This window comes from Clostridium sp. AUH-JLR23, assembly GCF_964238065.1.
GTDB lineage: Bacteria > Bacillota_I > Bacilli_A > Erysipelotrichales > Coprobacillaceae > Allocoprobacillus > Allocoprobacillus merdigallinarum.
Window position 1 is genome coordinate 78,151 of sequence record NZ_CAXSKY010000004.1, and the last position, 22,620, is coordinate 100,770.

Here is a 22,620-nt window from a genome sequence, read left to right on the forward strand (position 1 = left end):
GATTTATAATAATTGAATATGACTTTTATAAGCTCTACCAATTTGTAATGTTTCAGCATTCTTTAATAAAACATGATCAGAAAAAATATTTTGGATCCATTGTTTATTGACAATAAATGATTTATGAATTTGGATAAACTGTGATGATTGAATTGTATCTAGAAAAGCTTTTAAGTTTTTTCTTTCTACCATTGTCCCATTAATAGAATGAATGATAATCTGATGTCTTAATGATTCTACATAATAGATATGCGATAAACGAATCTGAGATACAATACCATTTCTCTGGTATTGATAGTATTGAAATTTATCTTGAATATCATGAAGCATAGTCGCTTCATACTTTTTGAAGTCTTCTGTTAATGACTCTTTTGAAAAATAAAGATTCACTTTTAATCTCATACATTCACTAATCAAATCATAGTCTTTAGGACCAATGACATAGTACAATGCATAATCAAAATGTGGTTGTTCTTCAATCAGTTTTAAATCTTCCCTTTGGTGGATTTCAAAAATGTAAATATCCTGATGCGTATTTTTTGAATAAGAAACAATTTGATATTCTAACTGTTCTTTTTGAAAGAACTTTTCAAATAATTGTTGAATCACTTGATTATTTTTTGAAGAAATGCTAACTCTAATCATTTTGACTGCTCCTTATCTATTCTTTCTAAGTAATAAGAAAGATGTTCATGAGAATGTAATGCATCCAAGATATGATAACCATCTTTAAAATGAATACCTTGTTCCTTCATGAAATCAACAGCCTGATTAAAATCTTTTCTGCCTGATAATGTTAAAGCTATAAAACTATATATAGAGCCATCATACATATGCACATGAAACCAGACATCATAGCCAATGGCTCCATAAGGTAAACGTGGAACTTTCGCATATGTGATGGCAATATAATCAATCTGACTGAGTTCTATTGTCATTTGATATTCTATACGATGTGTATGCAAAAGATGTTTAAAGAAAGACGAAATCTTCATCAGCATATTATCATGATAAGTGTATTGTAAAACATTTTGATCAACTTTCCACATCAACTCACAATAACTGATACCTGGAAAAACAATCAATATTCCTACCAAAATAATCAGTATACCTACAATTTGCATTCCTTCCCATGCATCAGCAATAAATATACTGACTCCAAAAGCACAAATAAACAAAACATATGTGAAAGCTGTTTTGATTTTAGGTCTACCTACAATATATTTCATTAATGATTCCTCCTTTTTATATAACTTTAAAATCTCATTCTAAATAATTCATTATGAGCATTGAAAACTTCAAATTCATCATCTTTACAGTTCAAATGCTCCACAACAAATGCTTTGATTTGTTCTTTAGATAAAGAGGACCAACCTCTCACTGATTTTTGACCATAATGAGTCCATCTTCCCATTTGATTGAATACTTTCAAAGAAATATTATCTGCATTTTTAAAAACAATAAAATAATCGAATTCTGTGTTTTCATCTAAATGCAATTGAAAAGTGCCAAGAAACGGTTTTAATTTGGATAGAAATGTTTTTTTCATATTTCCTCTCTCCTTTCACTTTTCATTTTATGCCTTTTTATACCATTGTAAATAGATATGACACCAACGACATCTTATAGACTTATTCTACTTTATTTTATGGTTGAAATCATTTATAATTTGTTGTGAGGTAAAACATTATGGATAGAAAAGAAAAAATTATTGAAGAAATCAAAAAAAGCGATAAGCCTGTATCAGCATCTACACTGGCAAAAAAACTTGGCGTTTCCAGACAAATCATTGTCGGTGATGTGGCATTAATACGTGCCAGTGGAACCAATATTATTGCGACACCAAGAGGTTATATATTAGATTCTAAACAACAAAATCAAACTTATACCATTGCGGTCAATCACTCTCAAGAACAAATGGCTGATGAATTATATACGATTGTGGATTTGGGTGGATGTGCTATTGATGTTATTGTGGATCATCCTGTCTATGGACAACTCACTGGTAAATTACATTTATCATCTCGTTATGATGTTGATCAATTTATAAAAAAAGTCAATAACAATCAGGCTAAACCTTTAAGTCAATTAACTGATGGTTTGCATTTACACACGATTCAATGTCCAAATGAAGACACATATCAACGTATTGTCAGTGTATTAGATGAAAAAGGATATTTATTTAAGAAGGAGATTTAATTCTTCTTTTTTTATTGACACATTTTCTTTTTTGAATATAATAAGTCATAACATGTGTCTTGACACATTAATTGACAAGGAGATGTAGAAATATGAAATCACATAAACATATGCAAGTACTCGTTTTAGCTTCATTATTAATTGCTGTAGGAACAGTCATTCCTATGCTTATGCCTAAAGTTATTATTGGTCCCATGTCTTTTACCTTAGCTTCACATGTTGCGGTCATGATTGCCATCTTTATTAGTCCAGCTGTAGCCATTGCTGTTGCTTTAGGAACAACACTTGGTTTCTTTATGGCAAGTTTCCCATTTGTTGTTGTCATGAGAGCTCTTACTCATGTCATTTGGGCTTATTTAGGTGCAAAATATGCGCAAAAGAATCCACAAATTTTTGAAAAACCAATCAAAACATTACAGTTTAATATTGTGATTGCATTGATTCATGCCATTGGAGAAATGATTATTGTGATTCCTTTCTATTATGGAAATGGGATGGATATCCAAATGTTCTGTTATATGATTTTTGGTTTAGTAGGATTAGGAACTATTATTCACAGCTCTATTGATTTTTGTATCACTCTTCCTGTATGGAAGGCTTTAAGTCAAAGCAGAGTTATCACTGGTGTTTCACAAGTGAAGAAAATCAATCTCATTAAAAACGCATAAAAATAAGCATATAATCATTGAAGGTTATATGCTTTTAATTTATTAAGAATATCTTGTTTTGTAATGGATGCCATATTTAATCTTTTGAATAATGTTTTCGCATTTCCATAACCTAGATGAAACAAATCATAGATAGCCAATCTTTTTTGTTTATCACCAATAATATCTAAAGAAATAAATTCTTCCCATGTCAATGACTGACTTTCTTTAGAAAAGCTCACAACATTTTCTAATGCCTGTATAATAGCTTCTTCCCTTGCTTCAGCAATCCCCAATTTCTTTTTCCCAATAGCATCTTTTTTATCTACAAAAGCCTGCTTAACATGAGGAACTCTTTCCATAATCATATTTCGAATACGCATACCAGGATAATCAGGATCAGTCAAAATAATAACTCCTCTTGTTTTTTCTAATTCCTCAATCAAGTCCAATGTTGCTTCATCTAAAGCTAAACCATGTGTTTCTATTGTATCTGCATCAAATAATTTTTGAATCACTGCTGTGTCTGTTTTTCCTTCTACAACAATCACTTCTTTGATCTTTTTCTTCATTCTTCTTCACCATATTCATTATACTATATTTTTATTATTTTTCATTGTCAATAAAGCACTTTTATCAGTATAATATGGTGACAAGGGGTTGATATCATGAAAAAATATAAATATTTGTTATTTGATGTAGATGGAACTTTGTTAGATTTCAACAAAGCAGAAGAACAGGCACTTATCAATACATTTCAAAAATATAATATTGTCCTCACTGAACAGATGAATCAAAGATATGAACAAATCAATAAACAATTATGGAAAGATTTTGAGAATGGACTCATTGATAAAAAAACAATTGTTTATACACGTTTTGTTCAGTTATTTCAAGAATTTGGCATTGATGAAGATGGCATTGCTTTTGAAGATGACTATCAGGATGCCTTAGGTGAAGGATATTTTCTTTTACCTCATGCTAGAGATATACTTGAAAAGCTTTATCAAAAATATCCATTATACGTTGTAACAAATGGTGTATCTAAAACTCAATATAGTCGTTTAAAAGGAACACGTATTGATCAGTATTTTCAAGATATTTTTGTATCAGAAGATATTGGTTATCAAAAACCAACTCGAGAATACTTTGATTACTGTTTTAAAAAGATGAAAAACATAGATTTAGATCAAACTTTAATTATTGGCGATTCTCTATCTAGTGATATCCAAGGTGGTATCAATGTAGGTATTGATACTTGCTGGTATAATCCTCATTGTATTGAAGAGCCTCAGGATATGAATATCACCTATATCATTCATGATTTAAGAGAATTGCTGGACTTATTATAGTTGAAGCTTATAGCGTGATGCTGTAAGCTTTTTTATCATCAAATCATCACATCATAATGCCATATAAAAAGTCCTGTATTTCTACAAGACTCATACATTTATTTTAAATTTCTAAAAACATCTAATACATCTTCTGATAGACCATCTGACACAATAACCATATGATCATTCACTTCTACTTTTTTCTTATCATCACCTATTGTCTTTTCACTCATAATACGATTGAATTCATCACCATCTTCATAACGATACACATCAATGTTTCCATTATCTGTTACATAGCGATATCCTTCTACACCACCAACACTTGTTGCATCTAATACATTCTTAGATGAATAAGTAATATTTCCTTCCTTTAAACCATTTTCAAACTTTGTATACCAATCTTCCGCCTGATCAGGTTTTGATGTATTGTTATCATTTGGTGTTGTATTATCTGTGACTGGATTATTTGATGCTGTATCATCAACAGAATCATTGGTTGTACTACATCCAGTAAAAAAACTCATACATAAAAGTAATGCCAAAATTTTCTTCATATTCTAACCTCCACATACATAGCATGGACAAAGATTCTAAGAATATACAGAATTTATAGAAATAATCATATATATAGAGATATTTATTTTCTCTTGTAAATTATCGGTTCGTCAAATCCAAATACTTTTTTTCCACGAACTTCCATTGATTCATCAACTTCTAAATAATCTTCACAAAATCTTTCAAATAAATGAAATTTTAATACCGGTGAAAACATACTGTCACTTCCACCTTCCCATACTTTCCCAGTGTAATGATAAATCGCTGGTGTAAATTTTTCTGATAAATTTAATCTTTTATAAGATACTTCTTTCATTTGCTGATACGTAAAACTATCTTTATCATATCCATCAGGTAATTCATAAGATGTTAATTGAACATCTTGTCCTTCTTGAGTGAATAAAAACAAATGTGGTGTCGCACGTGTTTGTCCATCCATCGTATAATAACTTTCTTCAACCATAAAAATTCCCTGAAAATCATCTGGAAGATCTGTTATCTTATCATTACAGATCGTATTGACATGACGCGCATATGGATAAGCAATTCCTACTTTTTCTTTTTGTTCAAATTGTTCCTGATTATCAAAATTTCCTGTTAATACACTCATAAAATGATTTAATTCTTTCATATTGTTTCTCCTTATCTCCTTAATATTTTATCTTTAACTAAAAACATAGCTGTAATACCTGGAATAAAAACACTACCCACAAATGACATCACTATATAAATAATCATTTGTGAACTTCCTATACTACTTATAACACTATATATAAATGAAAATACATAACATATACATGTTAAATAAAATCCACGTTTGTCATTTCTCAACAGTAGCTCAATTAATCCTATAATAGAAACTATTGCTAAAACAACACTTATCCATCTTGCTTCAACAACATTTATACATGTTGTAAGTGCACAGATGGCTATTGCAACAAGCAACCATATCTTTGTCTTCTTTTCCAAATCTATTCTCCTTCTCTTGTGATTTTCTTTAATATGTTGATCATCTGTTGGCGTTCATCATAACTTAATGACTTTAATATTTGTTCATCCCATTCATGAAATAAATCTTGGCTAAAATGAAAAACATTTTCACCTTCCAAAGTCAAACATAATATTTTTGCACGTTTGTCTTTTTCATTTGGTTTTTGTATTAAAAAACCATTATCTACAAGTTTATTGATTGTACGATTCAGATGACCAGCATCTAATTTTAAAGCCTGCGAGATTTCACTAGGCGAACATGACCCTTTTTTACCAATATAAATAATGATATATAATTGACCATAACTTACACCAATTTCATTTAATCTCTCACTACAATATTTTGTAAATTGCTTTCTTAAAAGCGTTATATAAAATGCAAATGAATCAGTCATAAATCCCTCCTGTTTACTTGACTAAGTCAAATATATACCATTTAATTGACTTAGTCAAGTATTTTGTAATATAAAAGACTTACATTGTTAAATATTCATGTAAGTCTTTCCTTTCTTATTCATTCACTTTTTCAAAAGCTTCAGGTATAAGATGTTTATCTTCTTTATTTTTAAAACGATAATAAAGAATTGTTAATAATGAACAAATGATAAATATACCTACAAAAACAATCATTTCTGTTGATATGGATGCATTAGCCATACTAATGACTTTTCTAAATCCATTCACACTATAAGTATAAGGTACAAATGGATGAATCACTTGATAAAAGAGACTTGATGTTTCTAATGGATATGTTCCTGCTGATCCACCAAGATTGATAATCATAAAAATGAGTAGTAAGAATTCTCCAATATACCCAGTTGTGAGTGATAACAACATCACAAGTGACATAAATGCTGCAGAAACAATAATTGCGAAAAGATATGTCATCAATAATTGTTGAGGTTCAAAACCACATATCCACCTCAAACTTGTAATTAAAACGATTGCTGCTAATGTAGAAATACTATAAATAACAGAGGCTTTTGATAACCAATACTTAAATGGTGATGAAGCTTGGTTTATACCTTCTCTGATTGGATACATCAATGTCAAAGCCAGTGCAGCAACATATAATGCTACGCTCATCATATAGGGTGCCATCGCATGCCCATTATTTTCTACAACTGAAATTTCTTGATGTGATGTCTCTACAGGAGCTGACATCATATCTAAAGTCTTATCATCGATATCAAGACTTGCTTTTTTTACACCATCAGCTAAACTTTCATCTAAAGTTTCGAGTCCATTTTGTAATGTCTGTAAACCTGAACCCAATGTTTGAGAGCCATCACTTAACTGTTGTGATCCATCTTTGATTTGGGTAGAACCGTCACTTAACTTAGCAGAGCCGTTTATTAATGCATCATTATTTGATACGATTTTTGAAGTTCCTTCATATAATGCTTTTGCTCCTTGATCTAATTGTTGAATGCCATCGATAAGTGTTGGTGTCTGTTTTTGAAGAGCTAATAGCCCATCATTCATTTGTTGACCCCCATCTAATAACGCTTGACTTTGACTATTCAGTGTTTCTAAGCCACCATAGACTTGTGTTACACCGTTCATATAAGTTTCAAAGCCAGGTTTCAATGTTTCTTCTACTGAATTATTTAAAGATTCTAATCCTGTTTGTACTTTTTGACTTCCTGCTTCTAATTTCTGTGTATTCTCATAAACTTGTGTTAATCCTGAACTTAATTGATTGATTGCTTCTTGATTTCCACTTGTGACAGTTTTTACCAATTCTGTATATGAATAATGCGTTAATAAATATTGAGCAGTTTGATTATCCTTAGCGATAAGATTAGCTTCATCCATGCTCAATGACCTATTCATCCATGTCTGAGCAATTGTTGGATTTGTAGTAAGTATTTGATTTAATAATGTTGTTGCCTGATTCAAAGAATCATTTGCTTGATTTGCTGAAGATATTTTATTCATATTATCAGATGATAAATTATTTTTTAATTGTTGATCCAACTGTGTTAAGCCTTGTAAGACTTGCTTATTTCCATCAACAAGCTGATGAACACCTTGATTGAGGCTATCTATTCCATTATTTAATGCTTCATTGTTTTCAATAAGTTTCTGTGTCCCCTGATAAGTTTGTAAAACACCATCTGTATATTTTTGGAGACCTTCATTCAATGAAGAAGAACCCGTTGCAAGCTGTTGAACACCATCATTTAATGGTTTTGTTGAATCATTGAATGTATCTAAACCTGTTTTTAAGGAATAAACGCCATTATGAACAGTCAATACACCATCTGTATAATCTTTTAACCCCTGGCTAAGTGTTTGAACACCATCATCAAATATTAATGAACTGCTTGCTAAAACTTGAAGATTATCTGAAATAAGTTGATTTCCATCTGTTAATTGTTGCGAACCATCTACTAATTGACTCGTTCCATCCTGTGCTTCTTTCAATCCATCTGTTAATGTTCCCACTTGTTCAAAGATAGTTTTCGCATATGTTTTCGTTACTGTTTGAGAAACTTCTTCTTTTATTTTTTCAATAGCTGAATCATCCATCTTTGAAGCAATATAATTACTTCCTGGATTTGTTATATATTGAAGTTTCATCTTTTGTGGTTGTTGATCTAAAAGCGTCGTTGCATTTTTTGAAAAATCTTCAGGAATACTTATAATCATATAATATTGACCGTTCTTTAAACCATCCTGTGCTTTTCCTTCATCTACACATTGAAAATTCATACTTTGATTCTCTTGCAGACGATCAACCAATTCTTCTCCTACATTCAAAGTTGAATTCCCATAATCAACCGCTTGATCATGGTTGACTACAGCAACTGGTATTTTATCCGTATTTCCGTAAGGATCCCACATTGACCCTAAAAAGATACACGCATATAAACTTGGAATCAAAATGATTGCAACCAGTACAACTTTTATCCAAGTGTGATGAAAAATATTTTTCCATTCTTGCTTAAGCATAAAATTCCTTCTTTCTTTTCATCTTTAGATATTTATTATCCATAGATATATAATATCTATGAAATATTATATAAATTTATACATATTTGTCAACTCTTTTAGATACAAAGTGTTATTTTTCTGTTAAAATAAAAAAGAAGGTGATAAGGATATGAAGATTAGAAAAAGTTTTGAACAGGCTATTTGTATATTACTTTTAATTGGGGCACAGGATAAACCTATTAAAAGTCATGAATTGAGTGAAAAACTACTTGTATCAGATTCTTATCTCAAAAAAATCACCAGACAGCTTGTTGTTTCTGGCTTAATTTCATCCATGGCAAATAAACGTGGGGGATTTGTGTTAACCAAATCATTGGATTGCATTTCTTTATTAGATATCTTTGAAGCTATGGAAGGCAAAGAAGCTTTTGTCAAGACAACACATCTGGTAGAAAAGGTTTTTGATTCTCAATTGAGAGTCAAAGAAACTGAAGACTTTATTGTTGATTATTTAAATGCAGCAGAATGGCAATACAAAGAAAAATTAAGAGAAATCACTTTGGCTCAAATTGTGGATGCTGCACATCAAAAGGAATAAGGAGATTATTTTATGAATGCATACATACTTTCTATTTTAAAAGATATTATGGCTATTGATAGTCCTTCTGGATATACAAAAGAAGTGATTCAATACTGTCAAAAAGAAGCAGAAAATTTAGGCTTTGAAACAAAACTGACAAATAAAGGGAACTTACAGATATTTGTCAAAGGACAAGATGATTATACGATTGGATTTTGTGCCCATGTCGATACATTAGGTTTAATGGTCAGAAGCATTAAAGAGAATGGAACTTTAGCTTTTACAAATGTGGGTGGTCCTATTATTCCAACTTTAGATGGTGAATATTGTCGTATCATCACAAGAAATCAACAAATATATACAGGAACGATTCTTTCTAATTCACCTGCTGCGCATGTTTATGAAGATGCTAAAAACAAAGAAAGAACATGTGATACAATGCATATTCGTATTGATGAAAAAGTGAAGACAAAAGAAGATGTGCAACAATTAGATATCTGTAATGGGGATTATATTGCGATTGATCCTAAAACAACAATCACAGATTCAGGATTTATTAAATCAAGATTCTTAGATGATAAAATGAGTGTTGCGATTCTTTTTGGTGTTTTAAAACATCTTTCACAAAATCATATTCAACCAAAACATAATCTTTATTTTATGATTTCCACTTTTGAAGAAGTAGGTCATGGCAGCAGTTATATTGATCATCATGTAGATGAATTGATTGCGGTAGATATGGGATGCATTGGTCAAGATTTATCATGTAGTGAATATGATGTCAGTATCTGTGCTAAAGATTCAAGTGGTCCTTATGATTATGAAATCACATCTACATTCATAGAACTTGCGAAAGCTCATAATCTTCAATATGCCGTTGATGTTTATCCATTTTACAGCAGTGATGTGTCTGCTGCTTTAAGAGGTGGACAAAATATCAAAGGCGCTTTGATTGGTCCTGGTGTTCATGCTTCTCATGGTATGGAAAGAACACATATGCAAGCAGTAGAAAATACATATCAATTAATTCTTGCTTATATTAATAAATAGGAATCTCATTATGAATAAAAAACTATTATTATTTGATGTAGATGGAACCTTAGTGAGTTATGATGGCATTGTACCTCAAAGCTGCAAAGATGCTTTAAAGCAGGCAAAAGATCATGGACATTATGTTTTTGTCGTTACGGGTAGAACGAAAAATAGAGCAACTGTTGGAAACATTGAAGTGAGTGGTATGATTTGTGGAAACGGTGCTTATATTGAATGTGAAGGAAAAGTTTTAAAAGATCAGAAGCTATCTTTACAACAAGTCATCGACATCACTGATTATTTAGATCAACATGACTTATGTTATTTTATGGAAGGTAATGATGGACTTTATGGTTCTCATGATTTTGAAACCAAAGCTGTACCTGCCTATCAAAAATATGGTCATGGAGGAACACCTCGCATTAGAGACATCTATCCTATGATGGAATTTCCTCAAAGTATGCATCAACAAAACATCACAAAAATCAACTATGTTTTAAATAGTTATCAAGATTATTTAGATTTTAAAAATCATTTTCCACAGTTTCAATGTCTCACTTGGGGTGGACAAGGTGAAGAAGCCTTATTTGGTGATTGTGCTTTACCAAATATTGATAAAAAAACTGCTATTGAACAATTAGTTCATTATCTACAAATCAATAAGCAGGATATTTATGCTTTTGGAGATGCTGAAGTGGATATTCCAATGTTTGAATGTGCTGGTACAAGTATTTGTGTAGGTAGTGGTAGAGAAGCAGCTAAACAAGCGGCTGACTATATCAGTGATGATGTTAAAAATGATGGAATTGCCAAGGCTTTAAAACATTTTCATATCATTTAAAAAAACTTGTTTTCTAACTTGAAAGTGCTATGATAAAAGTATAAGATATGATAAATTTTAAAGGAGGCGGCAATATGAGAACAATCTTAGGTCAAGTCGTTTATCCATCAATGATTCAGGCAAGACCAATCATTGAAATTCAATTAAAAGAGGATATTTCTCAGTATATTATTCCTTCAAAATTAATCCTTACAAACAAAACAAAGAAATCCCCTCTTTTTCAACATGACACTATAAAAATTTCAAAATAATTTATCATATCTGTTCATATGAAAAATTTCGTTGTTTAAAGCAACGAAATTTTTTTACTCTTTTAAAATATATTTTCATCAATAAATGTAAAGACTTTGTCCCAATAAGCCTCAACATCATAATCTTTTGATTGAGCATGTCCTGCCTCATCTACAATATATATATCCTTTGTTGTTGGATAAGCCTCATAAACTTCATAAGCCATTTGAACTGGCACAAAATCATCTTTTCCACCATGAATAAACAACATTGGCTGATTTGCATTTTTCACTTGTTCTATACTTGAAGCTTCTTTAAAATCATATCCTACCTTGATTCTGGCTAGAAAATTTGAAATATCTAAAACAGGAAATGTTGGAAGTGAAAAACGTTTATCGAGTTCACTTGCAAATATATCCCATACACTTGTATAACCACAATCTTCAATATATCCAACGACATTTAAAAGACGATCTCCTGAAGCCATCATAACAGTGGCTCCACCCATAGATACACCATGTAAAAGAATCTGTGCCTGCGAATCTCTATTATTAATCCAATCTACCCAACAGGCAATATCATCTTTATCTAACCATCCCATTCCAATATATTCGCCTTCACTTTTTCCATGAGCACGATTATCTGGCAAGACAACATTATATCCATTTTCGTAATAAGTAGCTCCATAGGACATCATTTCTTCATTGCTTGATTTATAACCATGAATCAAGATAACCCACCGATGAACATTATCGTGATCTAGATACTGTCCTTTCAATCTTAATGAATCATCTTGACTTACAATCATCGGTCTTGTTTTATTTTCAAAATCCACACCTTTTATAAATTCAGCATCAGCATTGTCATCAATCTGTTGTTGAACATCTCCTGTTAATTTGATTTCATCTTCCTCATCAACCACTCTTTGATCAGATTCACTTGCTGGTGATAAAGCATAATTTACAAAATACGTTCCTACACCATAAGCTCCACTTAATAAAATAGCTATAATGATAAAAGCAATGATAAATCCTCTTTTTTTCATTATCTTCATTCCCTTCATGTTGGCTTTATTGTACTGAAAAAATATGGACTCTTCAAGAAAACCACCAATATTATATTTTATTTTTCATATTTTTTTATATACATATACTTGCCTTCAAAGCTATATATTGTATTTTGAGGTTTTTTCAATTTATATGCAGCATAATGAAAAGAATCTTCAGACAATCTTTGATCTATTTGAGAAATATTTATTTTAATGAAATTATGATCATACATATAAAACTCTATTAAATCTTTATCATAACGATCTCCACAATAGTGAATTTCACTTGTTTCATTTAAAACTATATCAGAAACATTATGTAATGAATGACCCAATTGACTTAACATCTCTGTACTTTGAAAATCACTACATTGAATCAATGATGATGGTATTTGTTTGGTTTGATAAACTCCACCTAATTTATTAATAAGATAATTTTTGTTTTGAATCTTAGCATAACATAATGGCTGAACCTCTTGAACATGCACTTGTATATTTCCCATAAAATCAATTTCAACTAAAACATTTTCAAAACGTTTCATTTCTTCTATATCCTGAACTATATTGTCCTTAGAAAATAACATATCTATCCATGTATAATCTCCCATATATCCTGATAGCTGTTCACTTATTTGTTGTTCCAATTCTGCATCATTGACACCTATGACATGAATTGTTTTAATTTTCATAATATCAGACAATAAAATAAAAAAACAAATCCTATGATTCCTAACACAAAGAATAATCTTATCACTTTTATTCTTTTCTTTTTTCTTCTTTTCATCATTAATTTTTTTACCTGATTATCCCTATATTCATCCATCATCTTACCTCCATATCTTTCATTATATAAATAATATCTATAAAAATAAATAAAAATGAGCAGGTCTTGCCTACTCACTGATTAAATCATTTTCAATTAAGAATTCCCTTGCGACATCACTTGTCTTTTCATTCAACTCATCCACTCTATAATTCAATTCTACCATGACTTCATCACTGAGATAATTTTGAAGCTGATTGATCAGTTCAACAACTTCAGGATACTCTTCGATAACTGTATTATTCGCAATTGGTATAGCATGATAGGGTAAGAAGAAATTTTTATCATCTTCTAAAACCTGTAAATCAAACTTCTTTAATAGTCCATCTGTTGAATAAGCATCAATGACATCACATTCATTGTTCATTAAAGCTGTATATCGTGGTGCTCCATCAATAGGAACAGTCTGCTTGAAATGAATAGGATATGCTTTTTGTAATCCTACCCAGCAATCTTCTCTTTCCATAAACATTAATGTTGGTGAAAATGTGAGTTGTTGAGAAACTTTACATAAATCACTTATTGTTTTGATATGATACTGCTCAGCTGTATCTTTTCTAATCGCAAGTGTATAAGTATTGTTGAAGCCTAGAGAATCTAAAACATTTAAATCATATTGTTCTTTCATCTGTTCTTTGACAGCGTTATAGACTTCATCAACATTTCCATTAGGCTCGTTGCCTAAGACATTACCATAAATTGTTCCTGTATATTCTACATACATATCAATGGATCCCGTACGCACGGCATCTAAGACAATAGAACTTGAACCTAGAGATAATGACTGTTCAACCTCAATATCAGTATGATCCTCTATATAATATTTCAACATATAATTTAATATTTCTTGTTCAGTAAAATCCATGCTTCCAATTCTAATGACTTGACTGCCATTTGTCTTTGCTAAGCCTGTATAAACAAAGCTGGCTGCTAAAGCAAGACATGAAATAACAATGACAACTTTATCCAATGTGCCTTTCATTTTAGATCTTGGTTTTGATAATTGGAAACTCTTTGGTGTGACTAATCTCTCTAAAATAGAAAATATATAATCTATAAGTAATGCCAGTAAGCAGGCAGGTATAGCTCCAGCTAAGATTTGAGCATTATTGACCGTTCGAATACCCGCATAAACCAAATATCCTAAACCATCAGCGCCAATAAAAGCTGCCAAAGTCATCAAACCAACCGAACTAACTGCACTGACTCTGACACCAGCCATGATAACAGGTGCAGCTAATGGAATCTGAACTTTATATAAAACCTGAAATTTATTTAAACCAATACCCTTAGCGGCTTCTAAAGTTTCTCCGTTAATATTGTCCAGTCCTGTGACTGTATTTTTAATAATAGGTAATAAAGAGTAAAGTATCACCATGACAATGGCTGGTTTTGTTCCAATGCCTAAAAGAGGAATCATAAAACCTAATAAGGCCATTGATGGAATCGCCTGAATAATATTTGCTAATGCCATAATTGGTTTTTTAGATGGCTTAAAATAAGTAATAAAAATACCTAAAGGGACACCTATAATAATCGCAATCAAAATAGCCATAACAGTCAATTGAACATGACCTATTAACAAATCAAAAATCTGCATATAGTTTTGGGAACAATAATCTATAAATGCTTGCATTATTCTCCCTCACTTTCATCATATTTTTTAGAAAGCGTTGTAACCAGGGTACTCTTAGTAATTAAACCTTTTAAGACCCCATCATCTACAACAGGAATTGTATACATATTCTTCTCTTTGGTGATATTTAAAACATCAACGATTGATTCCTGTGAAGAAACTGTGATACATTCCTTTTGCATAACATGACCCACAATTTCATCTTTGTTTTTTTCATCAGCTGCATCAGCCGCATGAATAACACCTTTAAAATGTCCCTGACGATCTATTACCATCAGACTATCAACGCTTGAATTAAACATCATATTTAAAGCTTTTACACATTTTAAACGATCATAACAGGTAATTGGTCGATCTATCATAATGTCTGCTGCTTTGATTAATTCTGGTGAATCCCAGATACGCTTTTTCCCAACAAAGTTTAAAACAAAGTCATTGGCAGGATGTTTTAAGATTTGTTCAGGTGTATCGTACTGTTGAATTTTTCCACCACTCATAATACATATACGATCTGCCAATTTGATAGCTTCTGCCATATCATGAGTCACAAACACAATCGTCTTTTGAACACTATTTTGTAATGTCAACAGCTCATCCTGTAATTGATTTCTCGTAATAGGATCTAAGGCACTAAAAGGTTCATCCATTAAAATAATATCTGGTTCACTTGCAAAAGCTCTTGCAACACCTACACGTTGTTGTTGACCACCACTCATCTGAACAGGATACTTATCTAAATATTCATCTGGATCTAAACCAACCATATTTAAAACATCTTTCACTTTTTCCAAAAGATGTTTATCATTTTTATTTTTTAACTTTGGAATCAGTTCAATATTTTCTTTCACTGTCATATGAGGAAATAATCCTGTTTGTTGAATAACATAACCAATATTACGTCTTAATTCAATTTCATTTTCCTCACTAATATCCTTTCCATTTAGATAAATTGTCCCCTGGCTTGGTTTAATCAACCGATTAATCATCTTTAAAGCAGTCGTTTTTCCACACCCACTGGGTCCAATCAAACAAACAAATTCACCATCATTCACTGTAAAATTGATATCTTCCAATACATGTTTATCTTTAAATGACTTGTAAACATTTTGAAATTCTATCATAAGCAAAACACCTCACTTAAATACATTTTATATCTTAGATGTGACTCTTATGTGAATTCTTTAATTATCTATATCTTTATATCCTTAAAATATAGAGTTTTTTTATTTATATCCTAAATAATAACATAGATATCATTTGAATTTTGACGAAAAAAAGAATATGAATTATGACTTCATATTCTTAAATGCAGTTGAAAGCATCAACTTAATTCTATTTAATTGGTTAACTTCACTCGCACCTGGATCATAATCCACAGCCACAATGTTACTTTGTGGATATTTTTTACGTAAGGCTTTAATAACCCCTTTACCTGTTACATGATTTGGTAAGCAGGCAAATGGCTGCATACACACAATATTTGGTGCACCTTCTTCAATTAATTCAATCATTTCTCCAGTTAAGAACCATCCTTCACCTGTCTGATTTCCAATAGAGACAACTTCACTTGCTTTTTTCGCAATTTGATCAATAGGTGTTGGTGGATCAAAACGTTTTGAATCTCTTAATGCCTTAATCATATCTTTTCTTAAGAAATCAACAAACCAAATGGCAAAATTACATAACCATACTGAAGATTGTGACGCATCAAAATGTTCATGTTCATACCAAGTGTTATAGAAACAATACTGGAAGAAATCAATTAAATCAGGCATAACGGCTTCTCCACCTTCTGATTCAATGATTTTCACAATTTCATTATTGGCAGTAGGATGGAATTTAACTAAGATTTCTCCAACCAATCCAACTCTTGGTTTTTTAATATCTAATAATGGCAATTCATCAAAGTCTTTGACAATTTGATAAACATTCTTTTTAAATTCTTTCATGCTGCCATTTTTCACATTTTCCTGACATTTTGCAACCCATGATTCATAAAGTTTATTGGCTGAACCTTTGACTTTTTCATAAGGACGTACACGATAAAGAACGCGCATAAATAAGTCCCCATACATAGCACCAATGATTACTTTTTTGGCAATCTTATATGTAATCTTAAATCCAGGATTACTTTCTAATCCAGATAAGTTTGCAGAGATAACTGGAATTTGTTCCATTCCGGCATCTTTTAATGCCTTTCTAATGAACGCAATATAGTTTGTTGCACGACATCCTCCACCTGTTTGAGAGATAATCAATGCCACTTTATTCAAATCATATTTTCCACTATTTAAAGCATTCATCATTTGTCCTACAACTAAAATACTTGGATAACATGCATCATTGTTGACATATTTTAATCCCTGTTCTACTGCATCTTTATCAACTGAAGGCAACACTTCAAAGTTATAGCCTTCCGAATTCATTGCGGTTTCAACAAACTGGAAATGAATTGGTGACATTTGTGGACAAAGAATTGTATAACGATCTTCTTTCATCTGTTTTGTAAAAGGTACTTTTACCTGTTCATACTTCTTAGATAAATCAATAATATCTTCTTTCTTTTCAATCGTTGCTTTTAATGAACGAATACGAATACGAATAGCTCCTAAATTACTTCCTTCATCTATCTTAATTAAAGTATAGATTTTATTTCTTGCTTTTAAGATTTCAGAAACCTGATCAGCTGTTACAGCATCTAACCCACAACCAAATGACGTTAACTGAATTAATTGTAAATCCTTTTGTGAAGAAACGAAAGAAGCCGCTTTATATAAACGTGAATGATATGTCCATTGATCAACAACACGTAATTTTAAATGTTCTTCATCTAAATAACAAACACTATCCTCACTTAAGACAACAAATCCTTCACTCGTAATTAAATCTGGAATTCCATGATTAATTTCAGGATCCACATGATAAGGACGACCTGCCAAAACAATACCTTGCATATGGTTTTCACGCATATATTCCATGGCACGTTTTCCTTCCTGACGAATATCCTGCTGACAATGATCTAATTCTTCATAAGCTTTATCTATAGCCTGATGTAATTCCTGATCAGTGATATTAAACTCACTTAATTCTTCTTTTAAGACATGGAACAATGTCTTTTTATTATTTAATGATATAAATGGATTTTTGAATTTTATATTTTTTTGTTGGAGATTATCCACATTATTTCTAATGACTTCTGGATAAGAAGCAACAACAGGACAGTTATAATGATTTCCAGCATCTTCATTTTCCATTCTTTCATAAGCGACTGATGGATAGAAGATAAAAGGCACTCCTCTAGCAATCAGATTTTCAATATGCCCATGTGTAATTTTAGCAGGATAACAAGCACTTTCACTTGGAATAGATTCAATTCCTTTTTCATAGATGGCTTTAGATGAACGAGATGATAAAACAACTCTAAATTTCAATTCTGTAAAGAATGTATGCCAGAAAGGATAATTTTCATACATATTTAAAGCTCTAGGGATACCAACAATACCTCTAGGAGCATCTTCTATTGGTAAAGAATGATAATTAAAGACACGACGATATTTATAATCAAATAAGTTTGGTAATGATTTAGATTTTAATGGTAAATTAGCTCCTCTTTCACATCTATTTCCACTAATAAACTCTCTTCCATCATTAAATGAAGTAATTGTCAACATACAGTTATTTGTACATTTACCACAATTTTTCATACTATTTTGATATGTTAAATGTTCTAATTCTTCACGTGTTAATAAAGTTGTCCCTTTGCCATCATCTTTTTCTTTCGCAATTGTTGCCATTCCATAAGCACCCATCAATCCTGCAATATCAGGTCTAATGACTTCAATACCTGCTTCTTTTTCAAAAGCACGTAAAACGGCTTCATTATAGAATGTTCCACCTTGTACAACAACATTTTTACCGATTTGGTCTTTACTTCTTAACTTAATAACTTTATATAAGGCATTCTTGATAACGGAATATGATAATCCTGCTGAAATATCTGCTAAAGATGCACCTTCTTTTTGAGACTGTTTCACTTTTGAATTCATGAAAACTGTACAACGACTTCCTAAATCAAGTGGATGTTTTGACATCAATGCCATCTCGGCAAATTCATCAATTTCATATCCTAAAGAATGAGCAAATGTTTCAAGGAAAGACCCACATCCAGATGAACATGCTTCATTCAATGTAATATCTTGAATGACATCATCCTTAATGGTGATTGCCTTCATATCCTGTCCACCAATATCTAAAATAAAGTCAACATCAGGTTCAAAATGTTTAGCTGCTGTGTAATGAGCAATTGTTTCTACTTCACCATAATCTACTTTTAATGCTGCTTTAATTAAAGCTTCACCATATCCAGTGACACCAGTTTTTTGAATATGACATCCTTCAGGAATTAAATCATAGATTTCCTTCATAATTCTAATAATTAAATCTAAAGGATTTCCTTCGTTAGAATTGTAGAAAGAATATAATATTGATCCTTCATCATCAATTAATACAACTTTAGATGTTGTTGAACCAACATCAATACCAACATAAATATTGCCTTGATATTTTTTTAGATTTCTTTTCTTTGTCATGGCTTGAAGATGACGATCTCTAAATCCTCTTAACTCATCTTCATTATGAAATAAAGGTTCTAATGTATGAGCTGCTTCTGTTCCATTATCTTTTAATGTTTTTAAATCACGAATCAATTTTTCTAATGAAAGTGATTCTTCAACATCTTTTGCATTTAATGCAGCTCCCATAGCTACAAACAATTGGGAATTATCTGGGAAAATAATATCCTCATCTTGAAGCTCTAATGTTTCAATAAAACGTTGTCTTAGTTCACTTAAGAAGTATAGAGGTCCTCCTAAAAAAGCCACTTTTCCTTTAATAGGTTTTCCACAGGCTAACCCACTGATAGTCTGATTCACAACCGCCTGGAAAATAGAAGCCGCTATATCTTCTTTTCTTGCGCCTTCATTGATTAAAGGCTGAACATCGGTTTTCGCAAAAACCCCACAACGAGAAGCAATTGGATAAATACGCTGATGATTTTTGGCTAATTCATTCAATCCTGAAGCATCAGTCTGTAATAAAGTGGCCATCTGATCAATAAATGCACCTGTTCCACCGGCACAAGTTCCATTCATACGTTGTTCTAACGAACCTTCAAAGTATGTAATTTTCGCATCTTCTCCACCTAATTCAATGGCAACATCTGTTTGTGGAATATAAGTTTCTATTGTTTTGGTACATGCAATCACTTCCTGTACAAATTTGACATTCAATGATTGAGAAATTGACAATCCTCCTGATCCTGTAATAACTGGATAAATATTGATTCCTGGATATTCTTGATGAATTTCTTCTAATAATGTAAGTATTGTATTTCTTACATCTGAATTATGTCTGACATAACGTGAAAATAAACAGACATCCTTTTCATCTGTTAAATAAGCTTTAACTGTTGTAGATCCCACATCAATTCCTAAATAATATTGACTCATAACACTTCTCCTTTAAACATTACAACTTATTTTATAATTTTCAATCTTAACGAATTTCGACATCTTTTTCAATCTTTATGCTTTATTTTAAGGCCTTAATAATCTGATTCACTTTACGATACAAACGTAGATATTCCTTTGTATCTTCTTCACCTAACATCTCCAGCATCTTTTTAAAATAATCCTCTATTTCTGCTCTTCTTTGTTGAGCAAAAATTCTTCCTTTGTCTGTAATAAATACTTTAATCTTACGTTTGTCCTGTAAATCAACGACACGCTCTATATATCCTTTTTTAGATAAAGCATTTAATACAGCGGCTACCCTAGAGGTATTAATATCAAAACGTTGGCTAATTTCAGATGCATTCACTCCATCATGGTCATCCATCAAGTAAATGAGGACAGCACCTTCTCCTCTAGCGATTTCACTAACATCATGATTACAGAATTTAAAATTCTGTTCATTTTCCACCATATAACAAATTAATTCTTTTGCATATTTTTGATAATCCATTTTTATTACCTCACACTATGAGCATTTTATACAACTTTATCACTTTTGTCAATTTTTTTGTTTATTTGTCTATTTGTGAAAAATAAGCGATATTGTTTGATGTTCAAATTTGATGTTGATACAATAAAGAAAAGAGGGGGATATACATATGTATGAAAAAATAAAAGAACTTGCAAAGTTATATTATCCTGATACTGTAAATTGTCGTCGTGATTTACATAAGTATGCTGAAAAAGGCTGGTTAGAAATGCGAACAGCCTGTTATATTGCTTCTACATTAGAGGAATTAGGATACGAAGTGCTTGTTGGTGAAGATATTATGAAAAAAGAAGCACGTATGGGTGTGCCAGCAGAAACAATTTTACATTTAAATTACCACCGTGCTCAAAAGCAGGGAGCAAATCCTTACTATTTGGAAAAAGTTAAAATGGGAATGACTGCCGTGGCAGGTGTTTTAAAATGTGGCGAAGGTCCAACACTTGCTTTAAGATTTGATATTGATGCTTTAGGCCTCATTGAAGAATCATCATCAAGTCATTTTCCTTTTACGAATGGTTTTGCATCTGTACATCGTGGAACAATGCATGCCTGTGGTCATGATGGTCATACTGCAATTGGTTTAACCACAGCGAGAATACTTATGCAAATCAAAGAACATTTGCATGGAACAATCAAACTTATATTTCAGCCTGCTGAAGAAGGTGTCATGGGAGCAAGAAGTATTGCTGAAAGTGGATTCTTGGATGATGTTGATTATATTTGTGCAGCTCATATTATGCCTCAAGAAAATGAACCTTATGATTTGTATTTTGGAATGGATGAATCTTTTGCGACCACAAAACTTGATATTACTTATCATGGTGTTTCGACTCATGCTGCTGAATCGCCACAGTTTGGAAAAAATGCTTTATTATCAGCTGCCAACTGTATTTTAAATTTACACTCTATTCCTCGAAACAGTGATGGTCAGACACGTGTGAACGTTGGAACTGTTCATGCAGGAACGGGAAGAAACGTTGTACCTGAAACAGCTAAACTTGAAATTGAAGTTCGTGGGGTGACAAGTGAACTCAATCGCTATATGGAAATCTATGCCAGAGATATTATTGAAGGTTCTGCACGTATGCATGATACTGTTGTAGAAATCAAAGAAATGGGTAAAGCCTATGCTCTCAACTGTGACGATGACTTCATGAATACCATTCGCTCTATGTGTCAACAGTATCTTCCTGATCTAAAATTACCACCTTATAATTTAAGTCCACTTGGGGGTAGTGATGATTTTTCATATTTCATGGAACGTGTTCAAGCTCATGGTGGCAAAGCAACTTATATGAAACTTTTAACACCTATTGTTTCATCACCACATAATGATGCTTTTGATTTTGATGAAAAAGTTCTAGCATTAGGACCTCGCATCTTTGCAAGTCTTATCTATTATCTTTCTCATGAAAACAAGGCATAAGAGATACAAATCAAGTATCTTTTATGCCTTTTCATTATTTATTAGCTTTCTTATAACGTTTTCCTTTGGTTACACCATTATCAATAAGTTTTTCATTTTCTACTAGTTCTTTTAATAATGTTTGAACACGTCTTTCCTTAACACCCAAAATATCTATAAAATCTTTTACCTTATACCATTGTCCATATTCCATATAAGAAAGAATTTGTTCATATTGTTTGAATGTTTTTCCTGAACTTTTTTTCTCGCACTTTTTTTCTCGCACTTTTTTCTCG

General features: G+C 31.5%; 24 protein-coding genes. 8 read left to right on the forward strand and 16 right to left on the reverse strand.

Translation table 11 applies throughout. From position 1 onward, the window contains the following. Positions 1 to 3: 3 nt before the first annotated feature. The 3 genes from ACESR5_RS03155 to ACESR5_RS03165 are packed head-to-tail and all read right to left on the reverse strand — an operon-like array spanning position 4 to position 1,549. Positions 4 to 645, reverse strand: coding sequence for a LytR/AlgR family response regulator transcription factor (locus ACESR5_RS03155; RefSeq protein WP_373154184.1), 642 nt, complete (start codon positions 643 to 645; stop codon positions 4 to 6). Next, on the reverse strand, positions 642 to 1,229 hold the full coding sequence (locus tag ACESR5_RS03160) for a hypothetical protein (protein WP_087244640.1): 588 nt from the start codon (positions 1,227 to 1,229) through the stop codon (positions 642 to 644). Before ACESR5_RS03160 ends, ACESR5_RS03155 begins: the two co-directional genes overlap by 4 nt. 26 nt (positions 1,230 to 1,255) lie before the next feature. Next, positions 1,256 to 1,549, reverse strand: a complete 294-nt coding sequence (locus tag ACESR5_RS03165; RefSeq protein ID WP_087297025.1) for a hypothetical protein — start codon at positions 1,547 to 1,549, stop codon at positions 1,256 to 1,258. Positions 1,550 to 1,689: 140 nt separating this feature from the next. On the opposite strand from ACESR5_RS03165, the gene ACESR5_RS03170 reads away from it, so the two are divergent. After that, positions 1,690 to 2,199, forward strand: coding sequence for a transcription repressor NadR (locus tag ACESR5_RS03170; RefSeq protein ID WP_373154187.1), 510 nt, complete (start codon positions 1,690 to 1,692; stop codon positions 2,197 to 2,199). A gap of 92 nt (positions 2,200 to 2,291) precedes the next feature. After that, complete coding sequence (locus ACESR5_RS03175; protein WP_373154188.1) at positions 2,292 to 2,867, forward strand: hypothetical protein; 576 nt, start codon at positions 2,292 to 2,294, stop codon at positions 2,865 to 2,867. Between the two features lie 14 nt (positions 2,868 to 2,881). On the opposite strand, the gene rnmV is transcribed toward ACESR5_RS03175, so the two are convergent. Further along, complete coding sequence (gene rnmV / locus ACESR5_RS03180) at positions 2,882 to 3,418, reverse strand: ribonuclease M5 (protein ID WP_087244644.1); 537 nt, start codon at positions 3,416 to 3,418, stop codon at positions 2,882 to 2,884. Between the two features lie 96 nt (positions 3,419 to 3,514). Here rnmV and ACESR5_RS03185 point away from each other — a divergent pair, with 96 nt between their 5' ends. Beyond that, entirely contained in the window at positions 3,515 to 4,198 is a 684-nt protein-coding gene (locus ACESR5_RS03185; RefSeq protein WP_087936154.1) for a YjjG family noncanonical pyrimidine nucleotidase, read from the forward strand. Between the two features lie 98 nt (positions 4,199 to 4,296). Here ACESR5_RS03185 and ACESR5_RS03190 read toward each other — a convergent pair whose 3' ends face one another. From ACESR5_RS03190 to ACESR5_RS03210, 5 genes are all read right to left on the reverse strand, one after another. After that, a complete protein-coding gene (locus ACESR5_RS03190) occupies positions 4,297 to 4,737 on the reverse strand; it encodes a hypothetical protein (RefSeq protein WP_087244646.1) in 441 nt (146 codons plus the stop codon). 83 nt (positions 4,738 to 4,820) lie between these two features. Further along, positions 4,821 to 5,369, reverse strand: a complete 549-nt coding sequence (locus tag ACESR5_RS03195) for a hypothetical protein (protein WP_373154191.1) — start codon at positions 5,367 to 5,369, stop codon at positions 4,821 to 4,823. A gap of 11 nt (positions 5,370 to 5,380) precedes the next feature. Continuing rightward, positions 5,381 to 5,707 (reverse strand): hypothetical protein, encoded by a 327-nt coding sequence (locus tag ACESR5_RS03200; protein ID WP_373154192.1) that lies wholly within the window; start codon positions 5,705 to 5,707, stop codon positions 5,381 to 5,383. A gap of 2 nt (positions 5,708 to 5,709) precedes the next feature. Next, complete coding sequence (gene bilQ / locus ACESR5_RS03205; protein ID WP_087244649.1) at positions 5,710 to 6,123, reverse strand: bilirubin utilization transcriptional regulator BilQ; 414 nt, start codon at positions 6,121 to 6,123, stop codon at positions 5,710 to 5,712. A 115-nt stretch (positions 6,124 to 6,238) separates the two neighbouring features. Further along, on the reverse strand, positions 6,239 to 8,686 hold the full coding sequence (locus tag ACESR5_RS03210; protein WP_373154194.1) for a YhgE/Pip family protein: 2,448 nt from the start codon (positions 8,684 to 8,686) through the stop codon (positions 6,239 to 6,241). Positions 8,687 to 8,837: 151 nt separating this feature from the next. On the opposite strand from ACESR5_RS03210, the gene ACESR5_RS03215 reads away from it, so the two are divergent. The 4 genes from ACESR5_RS03215 (at position 8,838) to ACESR5_RS03230 (ending at position 11,372) form a co-directional block, all read left to right on the forward strand. Further along, positions 8,838 to 9,266: an Rrf2 family transcriptional regulator gene (locus ACESR5_RS03215; protein ID WP_087244651.1), complete on the forward strand. Its 429-nt coding sequence runs from the start codon at positions 8,838 to 8,840 to the stop codon at positions 9,264 to 9,266. 12 nt (positions 9,267 to 9,278) lie between these two features. Then, entirely contained in the window at positions 9,279 to 10,298 is a 1,020-nt protein-coding gene (locus tag ACESR5_RS03220) for a M42 family metallopeptidase (RefSeq protein WP_373154195.1), read from the forward strand. A 10-nt stretch (positions 10,299 to 10,308) separates the two neighbouring features. Then, entirely contained in the window at positions 10,309 to 11,121 is an 813-nt protein-coding gene (locus ACESR5_RS03225; RefSeq protein WP_373154197.1) for an HAD family hydrolase, read from the forward strand. A 74-nt stretch (positions 11,122 to 11,195) separates the two neighbouring features. Continuing rightward, on the forward strand, positions 11,196 to 11,372 hold the full coding sequence (locus ACESR5_RS03230; protein WP_158095459.1) for a hypothetical protein: 177 nt from the start codon (positions 11,196 to 11,198) through the stop codon (positions 11,370 to 11,372). A gap of 62 nt (positions 11,373 to 11,434) precedes the next feature. Here ACESR5_RS03230 and ACESR5_RS03235 read toward each other — a convergent pair whose 3' ends face one another. From ACESR5_RS03235 to ACESR5_RS03260, 6 genes are all read right to left on the reverse strand, one after another. Further along, entirely contained in the window at positions 11,435 to 12,397 is a 963-nt protein-coding gene (locus tag ACESR5_RS03235) for an alpha/beta hydrolase (protein ID WP_373154198.1), read from the reverse strand. A gap of 77 nt (positions 12,398 to 12,474) precedes the next feature. Beyond that, positions 12,475 to 13,089, reverse strand: a complete 615-nt coding sequence (locus ACESR5_RS03240; RefSeq protein ID WP_373154200.1) for a hypothetical protein — start codon at positions 13,087 to 13,089, stop codon at positions 12,475 to 12,477. A gap of 204 nt (positions 13,090 to 13,293) precedes the next feature. Further along, positions 13,294 to 14,859: a glycine betaine ABC transporter substrate-binding protein gene (locus ACESR5_RS03245; RefSeq protein WP_373154202.1), complete on the reverse strand. Its 1,566-nt coding sequence runs from the start codon at positions 14,857 to 14,859 to the stop codon at positions 13,294 to 13,296. Next, positions 14,859 to 15,980, reverse strand: coding sequence for a betaine/proline/choline family ABC transporter ATP-binding protein (locus ACESR5_RS03250; protein WP_373154203.1), 1,122 nt, complete (start codon positions 15,978 to 15,980; stop codon positions 14,859 to 14,861). The genes ACESR5_RS03245 and ACESR5_RS03250 overlap by 1 nt, the downstream gene beginning before the upstream one ends. 165 nt (positions 15,981 to 16,145) lie before the next feature. Then, on the reverse strand, positions 16,146 to 20,366 hold the full coding sequence (locus ACESR5_RS03255; RefSeq protein WP_373154205.1) for an acyl-CoA dehydratase activase-related protein: 4,221 nt from the start codon (positions 20,364 to 20,366) through the stop codon (positions 16,146 to 16,148). 82 nt (positions 20,367 to 20,448) lie between these two features. Next, the gene (locus ACESR5_RS03260) at positions 20,449 to 20,880 is read right to left on the reverse strand and encodes a MarR family winged helix-turn-helix transcriptional regulator (protein WP_087296978.1); all 432 of its coding nucleotides are present in this window, start codon (positions 20,878 to 20,880) and stop codon (positions 20,449 to 20,451) included. Positions 20,881 to 21,028: 148 nt separating this feature from the next. Between ACESR5_RS03260 and ACESR5_RS03265 the strand changes: the two genes are divergently transcribed. Continuing rightward, entirely contained in the window at positions 21,029 to 22,345 is a 1,317-nt protein-coding gene (locus tag ACESR5_RS03265; protein WP_373154208.1) for an amidohydrolase, read from the forward strand. Between the two features lie 34 nt (positions 22,346 to 22,379). Here the strand turns inward: ACESR5_RS03265 and ACESR5_RS03270 are convergent, their stop codons facing one another. Beyond that, on the reverse strand, positions 22,380 to 22,610 hold the full coding sequence (locus ACESR5_RS03270; protein WP_087296976.1) for a hypothetical protein: 231 nt from the start codon (positions 22,608 to 22,610) through the stop codon (positions 22,380 to 22,382). Positions 22,611 to 22,620 lie beyond the last annotated feature (10 nt).

What these genes read in the sequence shown, in the direction of transcription:
- ACESR5_RS03265 (WP_373154208.1), top strand. Translation starts at nt 21,029, where the DNA reads ATGTATGAAAAAATAAAAGAACTTGCAAAGTTATATTATCCTGATACT.
- ACESR5_RS03230 (WP_158095459.1), top strand. Translation starts at nt 11,196, where the DNA reads ATGAGAACAATCTTAGGTCAAGTCGTTTATCCATCAATGATTCAGGCA.
- ACESR5_RS03160 (WP_087244640.1), bottom strand. Translation starts at nt 1,229, where the DNA reads ATGAAATATATTGTAGGTAGACCTAAAATCAAAACAGCTTTCACATAT.
- rnmV (WP_087244644.1), bottom strand. Translation starts at nt 3,418, where the DNA reads ATGAAGAAAAAGATCAAAGAAGTGATTGTTGTAGAAGGAAAAACAGAC.
- ACESR5_RS03175 (WP_373154188.1), top strand. Translation starts at nt 2,292, where the DNA reads ATGAAATCACATAAACATATGCAAGTACTCGTTTTAGCTTCATTATTA.
- ACESR5_RS03225 (WP_373154197.1), top strand. Translation starts at nt 10,309, where the DNA reads ATGAATAAAAAACTATTATTATTTGATGTAGATGGAACCTTAGTGAGT.
- ACESR5_RS03215 (WP_087244651.1), top strand. Translation starts at nt 8,838, where the DNA reads ATGAAGATTAGAAAAAGTTTTGAACAGGCTATTTGTATATTACTTTTA.
- ACESR5_RS03260 (WP_087296978.1), bottom strand. Translation starts at nt 20,880, where the DNA reads ATGGATTATCAAAAATATGCAAAAGAATTAATTTGTTATATGGTGGAA.
- ACESR5_RS03245 (WP_373154202.1), bottom strand. Translation starts at nt 14,859, where the DNA reads ATGCAAGCATTTATAGATTATTGTTCCCAAAACTATATGCAGATTTTT.
- ACESR5_RS03190 (WP_087244646.1), bottom strand. Translation starts at nt 4,737, where the DNA reads ATGAAGAAAATTTTGGCATTACTTTTATGTATGAGTTTTTTTACTGGA.
- bilQ (WP_087244649.1), bottom strand. Translation starts at nt 6,123, where the DNA reads ATGACTGATTCATTTGCATTTTATATAACGCTTTTAAGAAAGCAATTT.
- ACESR5_RS03220 (WP_373154195.1), top strand. Translation starts at nt 9,279, where the DNA reads ATGAATGCATACATACTTTCTATTTTAAAAGATATTATGGCTATTGAT.
- ACESR5_RS03185 (WP_087936154.1), top strand. Translation starts at nt 3,515, where the DNA reads ATGAAAAAATATAAATATTTGTTATTTGATGTAGATGGAACTTTGTTA.
- ACESR5_RS03170 (WP_373154187.1), top strand. Translation starts at nt 1,690, where the DNA reads ATGGATAGAAAAGAAAAAATTATTGAAGAAATCAAAAAAAGCGATAAG.
- ACESR5_RS03255 (WP_373154205.1), bottom strand. Translation starts at nt 20,366, where the DNA reads ATGAGTCAATATTATTTAGGAATTGATGTGGGATCTACAACAGTTAAA.
- ACESR5_RS03250 (WP_373154203.1), bottom strand. Translation starts at nt 15,980, where the DNA reads ATGATAGAATTTCAAAATGTTTACAAGTCATTTAAAGATAAACATGTA.
- ACESR5_RS03210 (WP_373154194.1), bottom strand. Translation starts at nt 8,686, where the DNA reads ATGCTTAAGCAAGAATGGAAAAATATTTTTCATCACACTTGGATAAAA.
- ACESR5_RS03240 (WP_373154200.1), bottom strand. Translation starts at nt 13,089, where the DNA reads ATGAAAATTAAAACAATTCATGTCATAGGTGTCAATGATGCAGAATTG.
- ACESR5_RS03155 (WP_373154184.1), bottom strand. Translation starts at nt 645, where the DNA reads ATGATTAGAGTTAGCATTTCTTCAAAAAATAATCAAGTGATTCAACAA.
- ACESR5_RS03235 (WP_373154198.1), bottom strand. Translation starts at nt 12,397, where the DNA reads ATGAAAAAAAGAGGATTTATCATTGCTTTTATCATTATAGCTATTTTA.
- ACESR5_RS03195 (WP_373154191.1), bottom strand. Translation starts at nt 5,369, where the DNA reads ATGAAAGAATTAAATCATTTTATGAGTGTATTAACAGGAAATTTTGAT.
- ACESR5_RS03165 (WP_087297025.1), bottom strand. Translation starts at nt 1,549, where the DNA reads ATGAAAAAAACATTTCTATCCAAATTAAAACCGTTTCTTGGCACTTTT.